General features: G+C 76.2%; 17 protein-coding genes. 10 read left to right on the top strand and 7 right to left on the bottom strand.

Going from position 1 to position 15,859, the window contains the following annotated elements:
- The first annotated feature begins 10 nt into the window (after window positions 1-10).
- Window positions 11-580, top strand: a complete 570-nt coding sequence (locus UXQ13_RS11345) for a TetR/AcrR family transcriptional regulator (protein ID WP_225235225.1) — start codon at window positions 11-13, stop codon at window positions 578-580.
- On the opposite strand, the gene UXQ13_RS11340 is transcribed toward UXQ13_RS11345, so the two are convergent.
- Complete coding sequence (locus UXQ13_RS11340) at window positions 561-1,475, bottom strand: DUF5996 family protein (RefSeq protein WP_225235226.1); 915 nt, start codon at window positions 1,473-1,475, stop codon at window positions 561-563. The genes UXQ13_RS11345 and UXQ13_RS11340 overlap by 20 nt on opposite strands.
- Window positions 1,476-1,554: 79 nt before the next feature.
- On the opposite strand from UXQ13_RS11340, the gene UXQ13_RS11335 reads away from it, so the two are divergent.
- From UXQ13_RS11335 to UXQ13_RS11320, 4 genes are read left to right on the top strand one after another with little or no spacing between them, the layout of a single operon-like run.
- Window positions 1,555-2,565 (top strand): LLM class flavin-dependent oxidoreductase, encoded by a 1,011-nt coding sequence (locus UXQ13_RS11335; RefSeq protein ID WP_225235227.1) that lies wholly within the window; start codon window positions 1,555-1,557, stop codon window positions 2,563-2,565.
- A gap of 47 nt (window positions 2,566-2,612) precedes the next feature.
- Window positions 2,613-3,206 (top strand): hypothetical protein, encoded by a 594-nt coding sequence (locus tag UXQ13_RS11330; RefSeq protein WP_225235228.1) that lies wholly within the window; start codon window positions 2,613-2,615, stop codon window positions 3,204-3,206.
- A gap of 19 nt (window positions 3,207-3,225) precedes the next feature.
- Entirely contained in the window at window positions 3,226-3,912 is a 687-nt protein-coding gene (locus UXQ13_RS11325) for a response regulator transcription factor (RefSeq protein WP_225235229.1), read from the top strand.
- The gene (locus UXQ13_RS11320; RefSeq protein WP_225235230.1) at window positions 3,909-5,168 is read left to right on the top strand and encodes a HAMP domain-containing sensor histidine kinase; all 1,260 of its coding nucleotides are present in this window, start codon (window positions 3,909-3,911) and stop codon (window positions 5,166-5,168) included. Before UXQ13_RS11325 ends, UXQ13_RS11320 begins: the two co-directional genes overlap by 4 nt.
- Window positions 5,169-5,170: 2 nt before the next feature.
- On the opposite strand, the gene UXQ13_RS11315 is transcribed toward UXQ13_RS11320, so the two are convergent.
- On the bottom strand, window positions 5,171-5,977 hold the full coding sequence (locus UXQ13_RS11315) for an alpha/beta fold hydrolase (RefSeq protein WP_336392301.1): 807 nt from the start codon (window positions 5,975-5,977) through the stop codon (window positions 5,171-5,173).
- 50 nt (window positions 5,978-6,027) lie between these two features.
- On the opposite strand from UXQ13_RS11315, the gene UXQ13_RS11310 reads away from it, so the two are divergent.
- Window positions 6,028-6,474: an NUDIX hydrolase gene (locus tag UXQ13_RS11310; protein ID WP_225235232.1), complete on the top strand. Its 447-nt coding sequence runs from the start codon at window positions 6,028-6,030 to the stop codon at window positions 6,472-6,474.
- 207 nt (window positions 6,475-6,681) lie between these two features.
- Complete coding sequence (locus UXQ13_RS11305) at window positions 6,682-8,832, top strand: IPT/TIG domain-containing protein (protein WP_336392300.1); 2,151 nt, start codon at window positions 6,682-6,684, stop codon at window positions 8,830-8,832.
- Window positions 8,833-8,889: 57 nt separating this feature from the next.
- Here the strand turns inward: UXQ13_RS11305 and UXQ13_RS11300 are convergent, their stop codons facing one another.
- Both UXQ13_RS11300 and UXQ13_RS11295 read right to left on the bottom strand, forming a co-directional pair.
- Complete coding sequence (locus UXQ13_RS11300; protein ID WP_225235234.1) at window positions 8,890-9,525, bottom strand: hypothetical protein; 636 nt, start codon at window positions 9,523-9,525, stop codon at window positions 8,890-8,892.
- Window positions 9,522-10,037 (bottom strand): SigE family RNA polymerase sigma factor, encoded by a 516-nt coding sequence (locus tag UXQ13_RS11295; protein WP_225235235.1) that lies wholly within the window; start codon window positions 10,035-10,037, stop codon window positions 9,522-9,524. The genes UXQ13_RS11300 and UXQ13_RS11295 overlap by 4 nt, the downstream gene beginning before the upstream one ends.
- 126 nt (window positions 10,038-10,163) lie before the next feature.
- Here UXQ13_RS11295 and UXQ13_RS11290 point away from each other — a divergent pair, with 126 nt between their 5' ends.
- The 3 genes from UXQ13_RS11290 to UXQ13_RS11280 all read left to right on the top strand — a co-directional run bounded on the left by UXQ13_RS11290 (window position 10,164) and on the right by UXQ13_RS11280 (window position 13,304).
- Complete coding sequence (locus tag UXQ13_RS11290) at window positions 10,164-11,396, top strand: lipase family protein (RefSeq protein ID WP_225235236.1); 1,233 nt, start codon at window positions 10,164-10,166, stop codon at window positions 11,394-11,396.
- 98 nt (window positions 11,397-11,494) lie between these two features.
- The gene (locus UXQ13_RS11285) at window positions 11,495-12,178 is read left to right on the top strand and encodes a Rossmann-fold NAD(P)-binding domain-containing protein (RefSeq protein WP_225235237.1); all 684 of its coding nucleotides are present in this window, start codon (window positions 11,495-11,497) and stop codon (window positions 12,176-12,178) included.
- Window positions 12,179-12,182: 4 nt separating this feature from the next.
- Window positions 12,183-13,304: a serine hydrolase domain-containing protein gene (locus UXQ13_RS11280; protein ID WP_225235238.1), complete on the top strand. Its 1,122-nt coding sequence runs from the start codon at window positions 12,183-12,185 to the stop codon at window positions 13,302-13,304.
- Between the two features lie 6 nt (window positions 13,305-13,310).
- Here UXQ13_RS11280 and UXQ13_RS11275 read toward each other — a convergent pair whose 3' ends face one another.
- From UXQ13_RS11275 to UXQ13_RS11265, 3 genes are all read right to left on the bottom strand, one after another.
- Complete coding sequence (locus UXQ13_RS11275) at window positions 13,311-14,486, bottom strand: RNA polymerase sigma factor (protein ID WP_225235239.1); 1,176 nt, start codon at window positions 14,484-14,486, stop codon at window positions 13,311-13,313.
- Entirely contained in the window at window positions 14,483-14,827 is a 345-nt protein-coding gene (locus tag UXQ13_RS11270; protein WP_225235240.1) for a YciI family protein, read from the bottom strand. The genes UXQ13_RS11275 and UXQ13_RS11270 overlap by 4 nt, the downstream gene beginning before the upstream one ends.
- A 79-nt stretch (window positions 14,828-14,906) precedes the next feature.
- Complete coding sequence (locus UXQ13_RS11265) at window positions 14,907-15,797, bottom strand: SMP-30/gluconolactonase/LRE family protein (protein WP_225235241.1); 891 nt, start codon at window positions 15,795-15,797, stop codon at window positions 14,907-14,909.
- Window positions 15,798-15,859 lie beyond the last annotated feature (62 nt).

Below are 15,859 nucleotides of genomic sequence, written 5' to 3'. Positions count from 1 at the left end.
GCTCGGGTGCATGGGTCGCTGGGCACCGGACGCGCGCGGGCGCCTGCACCAGGCGGCGATGGAGCTCTACACCGAGCACGGCTACGACGGGACGACGACCGCCGACATCGCCGAGCGGGCCGGGCTGAGCGAGCGCACCTACTTCCGGCACTTCGCCGACAAGCGCGAGGTGCTCTTCGACAGCACCGACGCGCTGCAGACCCTGGTGCTCGACGGCATCGCCGGCGCCGACCCCGCCGCCGCGCCGCTGGACGCCGCGGCGGCCGGGCTCGGCGACGGCGCGGCGCTGCTGCAGTCCTTCGGCCAGGGACCGCGGCACCGGGCGGCCGTCGTCGCCGCGCACGCCGAGCTGCGGGAGCGCGAGCTGGCCAAGATGGCGACCCTGGCCCAGGCCGTGGCCGGGATGCTGGTGGCGCGCGGGTCCGCCGAGGCGTCTGCCGCGCTGACCGCCGAGACCGCGGTCGCGGTCTTCCGGGTCGCCTTCGACCGCTGGGTGGCCGACCCGGACGGGCCGGCCCTGCCCGACGTCCTGGCGGCGTGCTTCGCGGAGCTGCGGGAGGTCAGCGCGCGGGGTCGGTGATCCCGTTCGTGCAGGCCAGACCGGCGACGTCCCAGCCGGCCCGGGTGGCGCCGGCGGCGTAGGCGGCCTCGTAGAAGGCGAGGACGGCGGCGCGCGGGTCGGCCGCCGTCCGGGCGACCTCGTAGGGCAGCACCGCGAGGTGGCTGCCGCCGCGGGCCAACCAGGTCGCGCCCTCGGGCAGCGGCTCGGTCTCCAGGCCGGCCGGCTCGGGGGCGGTGTAGGAGTAGAAGGCCGGGTCCGGGTAGCTGGCGTCGCCGAACCAGAACCCGGAGCTGATGACTTCGCGGGAGTAGGCCTCGCGGGTGACCGGGTCGGCCTCGGGCTGGTGGACGACGCGGTCGGAGAACCGGGTGAGCGCGATGTCGAAGGTGTGCCAGAAGTGGTGCACCGGGCTGGTCTTGCCGGAGAACCCGCCGGCGAACTCCTCGAGCACCAGGTTCACCTGGCTGAGCACCTGCCAGTAGCGGGTGACGGCGGCCGGGTCCCACGACGCGTGCTCGGTGTCGTCGGCGAAGCGCCGGTCGGCGTCGGGCAGGTCGAAGGGGCGGGCGTCGACGATGTCGACGTCGATCTCGAGGTCGGAAAGCGACGCCACCACCGCGGCGTGCACCTGGGCGACCGGCCGGCCCAGCAGGGAGGTCGACACCCGTCGTCCGTCGATGGTGCTGACGTCCAGGCGGTGGTCGAGCAGGTCGAGGTCGATCGTGAACGTCGGGTTCAGCCCCATAGGGCGGGTGGTGATGCCGCGGCCGGTGACGTGGAAGGGCACGTTCCACCAGTGGTTGCGCCGCGGGCTGGCCAGCAGCCGCACCCGGCCCACGACCTGGGCGACCCGGTGCACGGTGGCCAGGGTGTCCGACCAGCCGGCGTAGGGGATCAGGGGGAACAGCTCCACGGGGGACCTCCAGGTCATCGGGTGCGGGCCCGCCCATCCTGCCGGGAACGCCCGGGGGCCCGGGTGGGTTGTCCCGCACGTGCCCACGTCCGACGTGCCCCTGCAGAAGCTCGGCTTCCTCACCATCGGCGTCTTCGACGGCGACGACCCGCGCCCGGGGATGGAGGCACTGCTCACCCAGCTCCAGCTCGGCGAGGAGCTCGGCTTCGACTCCGCCTGGCTGCGGCACCGGCACCTGCAGTACGGCGTCTCCTCGCCGGTGGCGATCATGGCCGCGGCGTCCCAGCGCACGTCCCGGATCGAGCTGGGGACGGCGGTCACCCCGCTGGCCTGGGAGAATCCGCTGCGGCTGGCCGAGGACCTGGCCACGGTCGACCTGCTGTCCGGCGGCCGGATCAACCCGGGCATCAGCGTGAGCCAGCCGATGCGCTGGGACGACGTCAAGGACGCGCTCTACCCCGACACCGCCGAGGTCGAGGACTTCACCTACGGCCGGGTGCAGCGGTTCCTGGCGATGGTCGGCGGCGAGCCGGTCACGACGGCGACCACGCAGGGCATCGAGGTGTTCTCCGACAGGATCCAGCCGCACAGCCCGGGCCTGCGCGATCGGGTCTGGTACGGCGCGGGCAGCCTGCGCTCGGCGCGGTGGGCCGCGGAGCAGCGGCTGAACCTGCTGACCTCCAGCGTCGTCACCGGCGCCGAGGGCGGCGACTTCGCGGCCATCCAGGGCGGCCAGATCGCCGCCTACCGGGAGGCCTTCCCCGAGGGCCGGGTCTCCCAGGGCCTTGTGGTCATCCCGACCGACACCGCCACGCCCGCCCAGCGCGAGAAGTACGAGGCCTACGCCGCCGCCCGGCTGCCCCGCACCCGGGAGCCGCAGGGCCCGGGCAAGCTCCTCTTCGCCCCGGACGTCGTGGGGACGTCGGAGCAGATCGCCGAGCAGCTGTACGCCCACACCGGGTTCCAGCAGGTGACCGAGGTGGCGTTCGCGCTGCCGTTCAGCTTCGACCACGAGGACTACGTGCAGATCCTCACCGACATGGCCACCCGCCTCGGCCCGGCCCTGGGCTGGTCCCCGGCGCAGGCATGACGCGGCCTTAACCTGGCGTTGAGCCCCGCGACCGGAGAGTGACCTGCATGCGAACCACACCTCTCCTCCTCACCGCCTGGGCCGGCGCCGCCACCGTCGCGGTGGGCCTCGGGTTCTTCTCCGTCTCCCTGCTCGACGCCGACCCGGTGTCGGCGTCGTCGTCCACCCCCTCGTCGGCCGCGTCGACGGCGGCGAGCACCACCCCGGGGGACGCGGCGTCGACGACGGCGGCCTCCCCGACCGCCGGCGGCCAGCAGCTGACCGGCCAGCAGGTCACCGAGGCCGGCACCGTCTACGGGTCTTGCGTCGACGGCCTGCCGCAGGCGGCCAGCGCCCCGGCGGCCGGCTGGGAGGTCGACGACTCCTCCACCCCGACCGACGTGGAGTTCAAGGCCGGTGACCGGCGGATCCACGTCGTCGTGACCTGCACGCCCACCGGCCCGGCCTTCGCCGTCGTCGAGGGCGGGGACGACGACGGGGTGCAGACCACCCCGTCCCCGGGCTCCGGCTCGCCGGCCACGCAGACCGCCGGGGTCACCCCGGACGACCACGGCTCGGGCGGGCACGGCTCCGACGACACCGGCCCCGACGACTCCGGGTCCGGCGGGCACGGCTCGGGTGGCCACGGCTCCGACGACTGACCGGGTTAGCGTCGCGCCCGTGGCCTCCCTGCTGCTGATCGAGGACGACGAGCGCATCCGCGGCGCGGTCATCCGGACGATGCGCGAGCGCGGGCACGTCGTCGACTCGGCCGGGACGGCGCTCCAGGGTCTCCAGCAGGCCCTGGACCGCCGTCCCGACCTGGTGCTGCTGGACCTCGGCCTGCCCGATCTGGACGGCGTCGAGCTGCTCCGCATGCTGCGTGCGGTGTCGGCGGTGCCGGTCATCGTCACCACCGCCCGGGACGAGGACGCCACCGTCGTCGCCGCGCTGGACGCCGGGGCCGACGACTACGTCCTCAAGCCCTTCCAGGCCGGCCAGCTCGACGCGCGCATCCGTGCCGTCCTGCGGCGGGCGGCCGGCCCGGGGGCGGAGGTCGCCCCGGTGACGGTGGGCGACCTGGTCGTCGACGTCCGGGCGCACCGGGTGACGCTGGCCGGGACCGAGGTGGTGCTCAGCCCCAAGGAGTTCGAGCTGCTGGCCTACCTCGCCGAGCGGGCCGGCACCGTGGTGGCCAAGCGCGAGCTGCTGGCGGAGGTGTGGCAGCTGCCCTACGGCGGCTCGGACAAGACCGTCGACGTCCACCTGTCCTGGCTGCGCCGCAAGCTGGGCGAGACCGCCGACGCACCCCGCCTGCTGCACACCGTGCGCGGGGTCGGCGTCCGGCTGGCCGGGCCGACCGGGTGAGGCGCCGGATCACGCTGCTGGTCGCCGCGACCACCTCGGTGGTGCTGCTGGCCTTCCTGCTGCCGGCGGCCTCGCTGGTCGCCCGGGTGGCCGAGGCCCGCGCGCTGGACGCCGCCCGCCAGCAGGTGCAGTCCCTCCTCCCGGTGGTCGCGCTGGCCGCCGGGTCCGCCGACGTGCGGGCCGCCGTCGACGCCGGGGTCGCCGCGGGTCGGCAGGTGGCGGTGGTCTGGCCCGACGGCACGGTGCTCGGCGACCCCGGCGCGGTGGCCGGCGACGTCCCGACCACCGCGACGGCCACCGTCGCGGTGGCCGGTGGCACCGCCGTGGTGCAACCGGTGACCCGGGCCGACGGCGTGGCCGTCGTCCAGGTGTTCGTGCCCGAGGCGGAGGCCGAGGCCGGCGTGCTGCGCACCTGGCTGGTGCTCGGCGGGCTGGGTGTCGTGCTGTTCACCCTGGCGCTGCTGGTGGCCGACCGGCTGGCCCGCACGCTGACCCGGCCGGTCTCCGACCTGGCGTCCACCGCCGACCGGCTCGGCCGCGGCGACCTGACCGCCCGGGTCGAACCCGGCGGGCCGGCCGACATCCGTGCCGTGGGCACCGCGGTCAACCGGCTTGCCGGCCGCATCACCGAGCTGCTTGCCGCCGAGCGGGAGAACGCCGCCGACCTCGCCCACCGGCTGCGCACCCCGCTCACCGCCCTGCAGCTGGACGCCGACGCCCTGCCGCCCGGCCCCGGCCGGGACCGACTGGTGGACGACGTGGACGAGCTCACCCGCACCGTCGACGCCGTCATCACCGAGGCCCGCCGACCGGTCCGCGAGGGCCTGCAGGCCCGCTGCGACGCGGTCGCGGTGGTGGCCGACCGGGTCGCGTTCTGGTCCGTGCTGGCCGACGACGAGGACCGGACGGCGACCGTCCAGCTGCCGGCCGGCCCGCTGTCGGTGCGGGTGGCCGAGGCCGACCTGGGTGCCGCGGTGGACGCCCTGCTGGGCAACGTCTTCGCGCACACCCCCGCCGGCACGCCGTTCGCGGTGTCCGTGCGGGCCGGGTCGCGGGCGGGCGCCGTCCTCGAGGTCGCGGACCGCGGGCCGGGCATCGCGGGCGACGCACTGCTCGAGCGCGGGGTCTCCGGCCGGGGGTCGACCGGGCTGGGGCTGGACATCGTCCGGCGCACCGCCGAGGCCTCCGGCGGTGCCTGCACCGTCACCTCCGACGGCGGGACGACGGTGCGGGTGGACCTCGGCCCGGCCGACTGACCTCAGCCCAGCGCCGTCCGCAGCACCGCCGCGAAGGCCGCCGGGTCGCCGCCCTGGCCGGGGTGGAAACCGCCGTGCCCACCGGGGAAGACGTCCAGCGGGACGCCGAGCTCGGCGGCGACGGCCCGCGAGGTCCGGCCGGTGAGCGCGGCGTCGCCGGACCACGCGCCCACCCCGATCCGGACCCGATCGGTCGGCAGCGCCGCGGCGTCCAGGCGGTGGGTGGGCACGGTCTCGATGCCCAGCACCATCCGGGTCATCGACCGCAGGTCGGCCTCCGACGGCGGGGGCGGCGGGGGTGCGTCGGCCGCGGGGGCGGGCGGGGCGAAGCCGGCGATCGCCATGAACGCACCCATGGCCGGGAACAGCCCCTGCTCGCGGTGGGTCGCGCTCACCCCGGCCAGGCGCTCGCGGAGCTCGGCGGCGTCGGGCAGGTACTCCGTGAGCGGCGGCTCGTGCGCGACCACCGTCGCGACCTGCTCCGGGTGCCGGGAGGCCAGCACCAGGGCCGCGATCCCGCCGCCGCTGGAGCCGAACACGTCGACCGGCTGGTCGGTGACCGCGGCGATCACCCGGGACAGGTCGTCGGCCAGCACCTCGGGGTCCGGGAGCTCGGTGGGGTCGGCCATGGTGCTCGCCCCGGTGCCGCGCGGGTCGTGCAGCACGACGGTCCGGTCGGTCGCGAGCTCGGCGGCCAGGGCCCGGAAGCCGTCGGCGGGCATCGGGTGGCCGATCAGCACCAGCACCGGACCGGAGCCCAGCACCCCGTAGGCGAGCGTCGCGCCGGGGGCGTCCAGGGTCTGCATCATGCCGGGGAGACTGCCGCACCCCGCCGAACTCATCGGGGGAGGATCGGTCGGTGCCACGACTCAGCTCCGGGATCCTGCTCTTCCGCCGCGCGCCCGAGCTGCAGGTGCTGCTGGGCCACATGGGCGGCCCGTTCTGGGCCAAGAAGGACGAGCACGCCTGGTCCATCCCCAAGGGCGAGCACGGCCCGGACGAGGACGCCGAGACCGCCGCCCGGCGGGAGTTCGCCGAGGAGACGGGGTCCCCGGCGCCGGAGGACCTGGTCCCGCTCGGCGTGGTGAAGGGGTCCAAGACGCTCACCGTCTGGGCCGCCGAGGGCGATCTGGACGCCGAGGCCGTCGTCAGCAACACCTTCACCCTGGAGTGGCCACCGCGGTCGGGACGGCTCCAGGAGTTCCCGGAGATCGACCGCGCCGCCTGGTTCGACCTCGCCACGGCCCGCACGAAGCTCGTGAAGGGTCAGCTGCCGTTCCTGGAGCGACTTGTCGACACAGCGTGATGTCGACATGAGCACGCCATCCCAGGGGGTGGTCCTGCCCCGTCCCGGGTGAGGCCGACCCCGTCCCGGACCGTTCCGTCACGTCCCCGCACCCACGATGCGCACACCCGGGCCGGAGTCGGCCCGGGACGGGGATCCGGGCGCGACAGGTGCCCGGACGGGGTCGGAGGTATCACCGTGCAGCATCGTTCCTGGTCGCGCGTCGGCGTGGCAGCACTGGTCGGAGGGGTAGCCCTCCTCGGACTGGCACCACCGGCGTCGGCCGCACCCGGCGACGCCGCCGGCACCGCGCTGCGGATCGACCTCGAGGCCGGCGTCGGGGTCGTGCCCGGGCTCGCCCTGGACGTCGGCGCCCTGCTGGGCAGCGTCACGGCGCCCCCGGACGACTCCGTGACCGGCCTGGGCGTCGCCGCCGCCCTGGCCGGCGCCACCGGGCTGACCGCGAGCAACGGCGTCGTCTCGGCCGCGGCCACCTCCGGCGCGACCGGCAGCGAGGGCACCTCCGAGGTCGACGGTCTGCTGCTGGAGCTGCTCGGCGTGCCGACCTCGGCCACCGTGCTGGCCGGCACCGCGACCTGCCCGGTGGGCGGCGCGCCGGTCGCCGCCGCCGAGGTCACCGACCTGTCCGTGCTCGGGCAGACCATCACGGCCACGGTGCCCGGGGCCACGGTCACCGTCGACGCCGCCGTGGCGAGCCTCGCCGTCGTCGACGCCCGGCTGGTCGCCTCGGTGACCACCGACGTCGAGACGACCACCGCGACCACCGCGACCGCCCGCGCCCTGCAGATCGACCTGCAGCTCACCGCCACCGTCGCCGGTCTCCCGGTCACCGTGCCGCTGGGCCAGGTCGTCGCCGGCGAGGCCAGCTGCACCACGCCCGCAGTCGCACCGCCGGTCGTCGCCCCGACGGCGGTCGGCCTCACCCCCGACTCGGGCCCGACGGCCGGCGGCACCCAGGTGACCGTCACCGGCACCGACTTCGTGGTCGGCGGGACGACGGTCACCGTGGACGGCGTGGCCGTGCCCGCCGGCGACGTCACGGTGACCAGCCCGACCACGCTGGTCTTCGCGACCCCGCCCCACGTGGCGGGTTCGGTCGCGGTCACCGTCGGCACCACGGCCGGGGTCTCCGCACCGCTGGGCTACACCTACGTCGCCGCACCCACGGCCGCGTCCCTCACCCCGACGTCCGGGCCCACCCCGGGTGGCACCCCGGTGACGGTCACCGGCACCGGCTTCGTGCCCGGTGCCACGTCGGTCACCATCGGCGGGGTCGTCGTCCCGGCGGCCCAGGTCACGGTGACCTCCCCGACGACGCTGACCTTCACGACCCCGCCGCACCCCGCCGGCCCGGTCGGCGTCACCGTCACCACGCCCGGCGGCACCTCCGCGCCGCTGCCGTTCGTCTACACACCCGTCGCGCCGGCGGCCACCGGGCTCGACCCGTCCGCCGGGCCGACCGCCGGCGGCACGACGGTGACCCTCACCGGCTCGGGCTTCGTGGCCGGGTCGACCTCGGTGACCATCGGCGGGACGACGGTGCCGGCCGGCGCGGTCACGGTGACCTCGCCGTCCTCGCTGTCGTTCGTGACCCCGCCGCACGCGGCGGGCGTCGTCGACGTCACCGCCACCACCGACGGCGGGACGACGGCCCCGCAGCCCTTCCGCTACGTCGCCGCGCCGGTCGCCGGCCAGCTCGACCCGGGCTCCGGCCCGACGTCCGGCGGCACCACGGTCACCGTGACCGGCAGCGGCTTCGTGCCCGGCGCGACCACGGTGACCATCGGCGGCGTGGTCGTGCCCGCCGGCCAGGTCACGGTGACCGGCCCGACGACGGCCACCTTCGCCACCCCGCCGCACGCCGCGGGCGCGGTCGACGTGGTGGTCGGCACCCCGGGCGGGACGGCGGCCCCGCTGCCGTTCACCTACGTGGTCGTCGCGCCGACGGCCACCGGGCTGGACCCGGCGACCGGTCCGACCGGAGGCGGGACCACGGTCACCGTCACCGGCGGTGGGTTCGTCCCCGGCGGCACCACGGTGACCATCGGCGGGGTCGTCGTCCCCGCCGACCAGGTCACGGTCGTCGACGCCTCGACCCTGACGTTCGTGACCCCGCCGCACGCGGCGGGCACGGTCGGGGTGGTCGTCACCACCGAGGGCGGCGCCAGCGGTGAGCTGCGGTTCCGTTACGGCACGCCGACCAGCGGGTCCGCCGCGAGCGGCTCGGGCTCGAGGTCGGGTCCGTCCGGGCTGGCCTACACCGGGGCCGATCTGGCCCTGCCGGTGCTCGGCGGCGGGCTCGCCCTGCTAGCCGGTCTGGCGCTGACCGTCGGCGCCCGGCGGCGACGGACCGCCTGACCCGCCCGTGTCCACGGCCCCCCGCGCAGCTGCGCGGGGGGCCGTGGCCGTCCGGGGTCAGCCGAAGGAGGGGACGGCGTCCGGGGTCACCGTGATGCCCGCGGCCAGCTCCACCACCTGCGCGTCGGTCAGCGGCAGCCCGGCCCAGACCTGCACGGTCAGCGCGGCGTCGTCCCGCTCGACGTACACGGTCCGGGTGCCGTCGTCGGCGACCTGCCACACCGCCGGGCGGTCGCCCACCGTGAGGGTGCTGGCCGCGAAGTCGGGTGCGACGTCCGCGCTCAGCGAGACGGCGACCGCGTCGACGTAGGACACCGCACCCGCGGGGCCCGAGGGCGGGGGCGCGTCCGGCGGGGCGAGCACGAACGACCCGGGGTCCGAGGTGCGCACCACCCACCCGGCCGGCGCGGTGGCCAGGTCGAACCCGGCCGGCTGGTCCCCGGTGTAGGCCGCCAGCTCCAAGCCGGCGGCGGGGGACGCGGCGGGGGGCGTCGACCAGCCGAGCACCGTGCTGCCGCCCACGGCGACGGCGGCCACGACGGCGGCGGCCAGCACGCCACGGGTGGCCCGGGTGCGCAGGCGGTGCCGGCGCAGGGCGCGGCGTCCGCGGTCGAGGTCGTCGTCCACGGTGCCCGGGGCGGTCGGGACCACGGGGCCGGCGGCGTCGGCGAGCAGGGTGCGCAGGTCGGTCATCGGGGGCTCCTGGTGGTCGCGGGGGAGAGGGTGGCCGGGCCGAGCGCCCGGCGCAGGTGGTCCAGCGCCTTGGAGGTCTGGCTCTTGACGGTGCCCTCGGACAGGCCGAGGGCGGCGGCGGTGTCGGCCACCGTGAGGTCGTGCAGGAAGCGGAAGACGAGGACGGCGCGCATCCCCGGTGGCAGCCCGCGCAGCGCGCCGAGGACCGGACCGGCCTCGGTGCGCTCGGCTGTGGCCGCCTCAGGCACCTCGGCGACCCGCAGCTCGCGTCGCCACGGCCGGCGGTGCTCGTCGACCAGCGCGTTGGCCAGCATCCGGCGGACGTAGCCCTCGCGGTTGCCGGCCCGTTGGTAGGCCGGCCAGGCCACGTAGAGCTTGGTCAGCACCGTCTGCACGAGGTCCTCGGCGAGGTGCCGGTCGCCGGCGGTGAGCAGGGTCGCGGTGCGCAGCAGCTGCGGTCGCCCGTCGGTCACGAAGGCGCGGAACTGCTCGTCGCGGGTGGTCGTCGTCATGGGCTGTCGTCCCTCATGCCCCTCTGACGGATCGGTGGTCGGCCCAGGTTGCCCCACCGCGTCACCTGACCGGCCCCGGCTCGTTGGTGTACCTGACAGTCACAGTCACGACACCGGAGTCGCCTGATGTCCCGTCGCCTCGTCCTCGGCGCCCTCACCGCCGGAGCACTCGCCCTCGGCGCCACCCCTGCCTCGGCCGCCCCGGAGGTGTCCGACCTGACGCCGGCGACCGCCGTGCCCGCGCCGACGGCGGCGGTCGACCCGTTCTACGACCCGCCCGCGCCGACGGGGGCGCCGGGCACCGTGCTGCGCACCCGCCCGGCCGCCGTCCCGCTTGCCGGGGTGCTGCCGTTCACCGCCACGACGGTGCTCTACACGTCGACGACGGCGACCGGGGAGCCGCAGGTGGTGTCGGGCACCGTCTTCACCCCGACGCTGTCCGCGCAGGCCGGCACCGTGCTGACCATCGCGCCGGGCACCCAGGGCCTGGGTCCGCAGTGCGCGCCGAGCAAGCAGTTCGTCGCCGGCACCGAGTACGAGCTGAGCGCGGTGGCCGCCGGCCTGGCGCAGGGCTTCACCGTCGCGGTGACCGACTACGACGGGTACCTGAACGGGGGTTCGCCGACCTACACGACCGGGCCGGCGATGGCGCACGCCGTCCTCGACCTGGCGCGGGCCGCCTCCGCGGTGCCCGGCGCCCGCAGCACCGACGCCTCCCCGGTCCTGCTGCAGGGCTACTCGCAGGGCGGCGGCGGTGCGGCGTGGGCGACCTCGCTGGCGCCGGAGTACGCGCCCGACCTGGCGATCGAGGGTGCCGCCGTCGGCGGCGTGCCGGCCGACCTGGGTGCGCTCGCGCAGAGCCTGGACGGCGGACCCGCGGCCTGCTTCGGGCTGCTCGGGGTGATCGGCCTGGACGCCGCCTACCCCGACGCCATCCGCCTCGACGAGCGGCTGAACGCCCGTGGTCAGCAGGTCGTGGCCCAGCTGCGCAGCGAGTGCGTCGGCGGCGCCGGCACGCTGGGCACGGCGTTCACCTCGATCGCCGACTACACCGCCGACGGGTCGACCCTGGAGCAGCTGCTGGCCGAGCCGGAGATCGCCGCGGTCATCGCGCAGAACGACCTCTCCACCCGGCCGGTGCCGACCGTGCCGATCTACCAGTCGCACGCCGCGGCCGACGAGGTCGTGGCGCTCGGCCAGGCGCAGGACCTGCACGCCACCTGGTGCGCGGCCGGGGTCACCACCCGGCTGGACCTGCTGCCGGCGGAGCACGTCACCGGCGGCGCGCTGAGCACCGCCCCGTTCGGGCTCTGGCTGTCCGCGATCGCCGCCGGCCGACCGGTGCTCGCGGCCTGCTGACCTCGAGATCGGGGTTCCCGGGGTCCTGGGGGCAGCAGGACCCCGAGAACCCCGATCTCGACCATCGCCGACACCCGCGGGACCGGCAGACTGGCCCGATGACGGACGGGCTGACGGTGCTGGTGTTCGGGGCGAGCGGGATGGTCGGGCAGGGCGTGCTGCGCGAGTGCCTGCTCGACGACCGGGTGCGCGAGGTCCGGGCCGTCGTCCGGGCGCCGCTGGGCGTCACCGACCCCAAGCTGCGCGAGGTCGTCGGCACCGACCTGGCCCTGCCGGGGGAGCACCTGGCCGGGGTCGACGCCACCTTCGACAGCGTGGGCGTCTCCTCCTCCGGCCGGCGCGAGCCCGAGTACCGGCGGCTGACCTACGACCTCACCGTCGGCATCGCCCGCGCGGTCGCCGACGCCTCGCCCGGCTCCGCCTTCGCCTACGTCTCCGGCGCGGGCACCGACCGGGACGGCAGGCTGATGTGGGCCCGCGTCAAGGGCGAGACCGAGGACGCCGTCGCCGCGCTGCCGCTGCGCACCTGGCTGCTGCGCCCGGGGATCATCCAGCCGCTGCACGGGGTGCGGACCAAGACCCGCCTCTACGGTGTGGTGTACGCGGCGCTCCGCCCGGCGTTCCCGCTGCTCCGGCGCGTGGCCCCCGACCACGTCACGACCACCGAGGCGGTGGGCCGGGCGTTCCTCGCCGCGGTCACCGGGGGTGCGTCCGAGGGTGTGCTCACCACGTCGGGGATCAACGCGCTGGCCGATGAGTCCCCGGGCGGGCGGCGGTCCTGACGGCATGGACACCACCGCGCTGACCGCGCTGCTGGACCGGCACGTCGCCGAGGGCCGCTACCCGGGCGCGGTGCTCGCCGTCCGGCACGCGGGGACGACGACGGTGCACCCCGCGGGCACGCTGGCCGTCGGCGGCACCGACCCGGTCACCGCGGACACCCCGTTCCGGGTCGCATCGCTGACCAAGCCGTTCGGCGGCGTGCTGGCGTTGTCGCTGGCCGCCGACGGCCTGCTCGACCTGGACGCGGACGCCACCCGCTGGCTGCCCGAGCTCGCCGACCAGCAGGTGCTCGCCCACCCCGACGCCGAGCTGACCGACGTCGTCCCCGCTGAGCGGACGCCGACGGTGCGCGACCTGCTGCACATGACCGCCGGCGCCGGCCTGCGGATGGACACCTCACCACTCGCCCACGCCATGTGGGAGCGCCAGGTCAGCCCGGGCCCGCTGCCGCCGCAGCTGGCCCCCGACGAGTGGCTGGCCCGGCTCGGTGCGCTGCCGCTGTCCGACCAGCCGGGGGAGGGCTGGCGGTACCACACCGGCAGCGACGTCCTCGGCGTCCTGCTGGCCCGGGTGACCGGTCGCCCGCTCGCCGACCTGCTCGCCGAGCGGGTCACCGGACCGCTCGGCCTGACCGGCACCCGGTTCTGGACCGCCGCCGGGTTGCCGACGCAGTACGCACCGGGCGACGACGGGCTGCAGGTCGTCGACCCGCCGCACGGCGTGTGGTCCCGGCCGCCGGCCTTCGAGTCCATCGGCGGCGGCCTGGTGTCGACGGCGTCCGACGTGTGCGCCCTCCTCGGGGCGATCGCCGACGACGCGCTGCCCGGCGGGGTGCGGTCGGCCGACGTGCTGCGCGACGGGCTGACCGACACCCAGCGCACGGCGGCGCAGGCCTTCCTCGGCCCGGGCCGGACCTGGGCGGCCGGCAACCTCGAGCTCACCCTCGAGGCCACCGACCCGTGGACGACGCCCGGCCGCTTCGGCTGGACCGGCGGCACCGGGACGACGGCCTACGCCGACCCGTCGCTGGACCTGGTCGCCGTCCTGCTGACCCAACGGATGATGACCGGCCCGCACGACGGCCCCGAGGAGTTCTGGCAGGTCGCCCACGACGCCGTCGCCTGAGGCGGGTCAGGGCAGGGCGGCCCGGCGGCGGTGCAGGTCGGCCTGCTCGGCGGTGTTCTGGGTGCGGGCCAGCGCGGCGTCGTAGGCGGCGCGGGCCTCGTCGACCCGGTCCAGCCGGCGCAGCAGGTCGGCGCGGACGGCGTGCAGCACCGGCGAGCGGTCGAGGTCGACCCGGTCGACCAGCGCCAGCCCGACCGAGGGCCCGTCCAGCTCGGCGACCGCCACCGCCCGGTTCAGCGCGACCACCGGCGTGGCCGGGAGCAGGTCGTACAGCGCGACCACCTGCGCCCAGTCCGTGTCTGCCCAGGTGGCCGCGTCGGCGTGCACCGCCGCGATCGCCGCCTGCACCTGGTGGGTCCCGGGCCTCCCGACCCGCAGGCACTGCCGCACCAGCTCCTGGCCCTCCTCGACCTGCGCCCGGTCCCAGAGCGACCGGTCCTGCCGGTCCAGCGGCCGGGCCCGTGCCGGCGCCCGGGAGGCGGTGAGCAGCAGCAGCGCCAGCAGCCCCCGGGCCTCGGGCTCGTCGGGCCGCAGCGCCACCAGCAGCCGGGCCAGCCGGATCGCGTCGGCCGCCAGGTCGGGGCGGGTCGGCTCGGTGCCAGTGGCGGGGGAGTGCGCCTCGGTGCCGACCAGGTGGACGACGGCGAGGACCGACGCCCACCGGGCCGGCAGGTCGGCCTCGGCCGGCACCCGGTACGGGATCCGGGCCTTCGCGATCTTGTGCTTGGCGCGGGTGATCCGGGCGGCCATCGTCGCCTCGGGAACCAGGAACGCCCGGGCGATCTCCGGGGTGGTCAGCCCGCCGACCATCCGCAGGGTCAGGGCGACCCGGGACTCGGGGGCCAGCGCCGGGTGGCAGCAGGTGAACAGCAGCCGCAGCTGGTCGTCGCGCACCGCACCCACCTCCTCCTGCCCGGGCCCGGCCTGCAGCCGGGCCACCTCCGCGAGCTTCGCCGTCCCCACCGCCTCCCGGCGCAGCCGGTCGACCGCCTTGTGGCGCGCCGTGGTGATCACCCACCCGACCGGGGACGGCGGCGTCCCGCGATCCGGCCAGGTGGCGGCCGCGACGGCGAAGGCCTCCGCGACCGCCTCCTCGGCCAGGTCCAGGTCGCCCAGCTGGCGGGCCAGCACGGCCACCGCCCGGCCGTGCGCCTCCCGGAAGACCTGCTCCAGCGGGCTCACCAGGCGAACGGGCGGACCTCGATCGGCAGCCCGATCGCGGCCACGGTCCGCCGTCCCCAGTCCAGCGCTGCGTCCAGGTCGGGGGCCTCGACGACGGTGAACCCGCCCAGGTACTCCTTGCCCTCGGCGAACGGGCCGTCGACCAGCAGCACGTCGTCGCCCTCGGGCCGCAGCACGGTGGCCGTCGACGGCGCCTCCAGCCCGCCGGTGAAGACCCACGCGCCGGCCTGCTGCATGTCGGTCCGCAGCTGCTCGACCCTGGCCATGATCGGCTCGAGCTGCTCGGCGGTGGGCTGCTCGCCCGCGCCGGGGGTGACGACGCTCAACAGGTACTGGGCCATGACTGCCTCCTCGTTCTCCGGTCGGCCCGGTCGGCCGACCCACCCCCTGTACGAATGAGCTGGCCCCGGATCGACACGGTCAGGGGCGGCCGGCGTGCGGGACGGCGACCTCGGTGGTCATCAGCACGCCCTCGCGGACCGGACGGCGGTTGTGCTCCAGGAAGTCCGGGGCGCAGCACAGCAGCAGGGTGCGGCCGTCGTCCCCGCCCAGCGCGCAGGCGTAGACGCCCAGGCCCTCGGGCGCGGCGACCGACTCGACCACCTCGCCGCCCGGCGCGATCCGCACGGCCCGTCCGCCCACCGCGTCGGCGGCCCACACGTGGCCCTCGGCGTCCCCGGTGCAGCCGTCGGGGGCGATCACCAGCGCCCGGAGCACCTCGTCCAACGTGGTGCCGGTGGGCGCGGGCCCGAACTCCGCCCACACCCGGCGGTTGCTCAGCGACCCGTCGGCGGCCAGGTCGAAGGCGGTGTACCGGTTGCCCAGCGTCTCGCCGACCAGCAGCGTGCCGCCGTCGGCGGTGATCACCATGCCGTTGGGGAACAGCAGGTCCTCGGCGACGACGGTGATCGTGCCGTCGGGATCGACCCGCTTGAGCGACGCCGGGGCGGGCGCCCCGCCGGCCATCAGGTCGAAGCCGAAGTCGCCGACGAACACGTGCCCGGCGGCGTCGACCACCAGGTCGTTGAGCAGGCCGCCGCAGTACGGGGCGAGCGCGGCGTAGGTGGCCAGCTCGCTGCCGTCCCAGCGCAGCAGCCGCTGGTCGGTCATCGACACCACGACCAGCGAGCCGTCCGGCAGCCGGCCCGAGCCCGAGGGCTGGGTCGGCACCTCCAGGACGACGGTCTCCTCACCGGACATCGACACCTGGCTCACCGTGCCGCGGTAGAAGTCCGACACCCACCAGTGGCCCTGGTGCCAGCGCGGGCCCTCGAAGAACGACCCACCGGTCAGCAGCGTGCTCAGCGTCATGCCCGGACCCTAGATGAGTAAGTCCGATTGGATCAGTGGTCGTAGGCGATCAGTGATCTTGT

The sequence above is a fragment of the Klenkia terrae genome, assembly GCF_037083865.1.
GTDB lineage: Bacteria > Actinomycetota > Actinomycetes > Mycobacteriales > Geodermatophilaceae > Klenkia > Klenkia terrae.
The sequence above is the reverse complement of the archived record's forward strand: the minus strand, read 5'-3'. Positions and strand labels throughout refer to the sequence as shown.

Bases quoted from the DNA above. Each gene is read 5' to 3' on its own strand.
- UXQ13_RS11345 (WP_225235225.1), top strand. From the start codon at position 11: ATGGGTCGCTGGGCACCGGACGCGCGCGGGCGCCTGCACCAGGCGGCG.
- UXQ13_RS11330 (WP_225235228.1), top strand. From the start codon at position 2,613: ATGCGAACCACACCTCTCCTCCTCACCGCCTGGGCCGGCGCCGCCACC.
- UXQ13_RS11315 (WP_336392301.1), bottom strand. From the start codon at position 5,977: ATGATGCAGACCCTGGACGCCCCCGGCGCGACGCTCGCCTACGGGGTG.
- UXQ13_RS11300 (WP_225235234.1), bottom strand. From the start codon at position 9,525: ATGACCGACCTGCGCACCCTGCTCGCCGACGCCGCCGGCCCCGTGGTC.
- UXQ13_RS11295 (WP_225235235.1), bottom strand. From the start codon at position 10,037: ATGACGACGACCACCCGCGACGAGCAGTTCCGCGCCTTCGTGACCGAC.
- UXQ13_RS11290 (WP_225235236.1), top strand. From the start codon at position 10,164: ATGTCCCGTCGCCTCGTCCTCGGCGCCCTCACCGCCGGAGCACTCGCC.
- UXQ13_RS11285 (WP_225235237.1), top strand. From the start codon at position 11,495: ATGACGGACGGGCTGACGGTGCTGGTGTTCGGGGCGAGCGGGATGGTC.
- UXQ13_RS11280 (WP_225235238.1), top strand. From the start codon at position 12,183: ATGGACACCACCGCGCTGACCGCGCTGCTGGACCGGCACGTCGCCGAG.
- UXQ13_RS11270 (WP_225235240.1), bottom strand. From the start codon at position 14,827: ATGGCCCAGTACCTGTTGAGCGTCGTCACCCCCGGCGCGGGCGAGCAG.
- UXQ13_RS11265 (WP_225235241.1), bottom strand. From the start codon at position 15,797: ATGACGCTGAGCACGCTGCTGACCGGTGGGTCGTTCTTCGAGGGCCCG.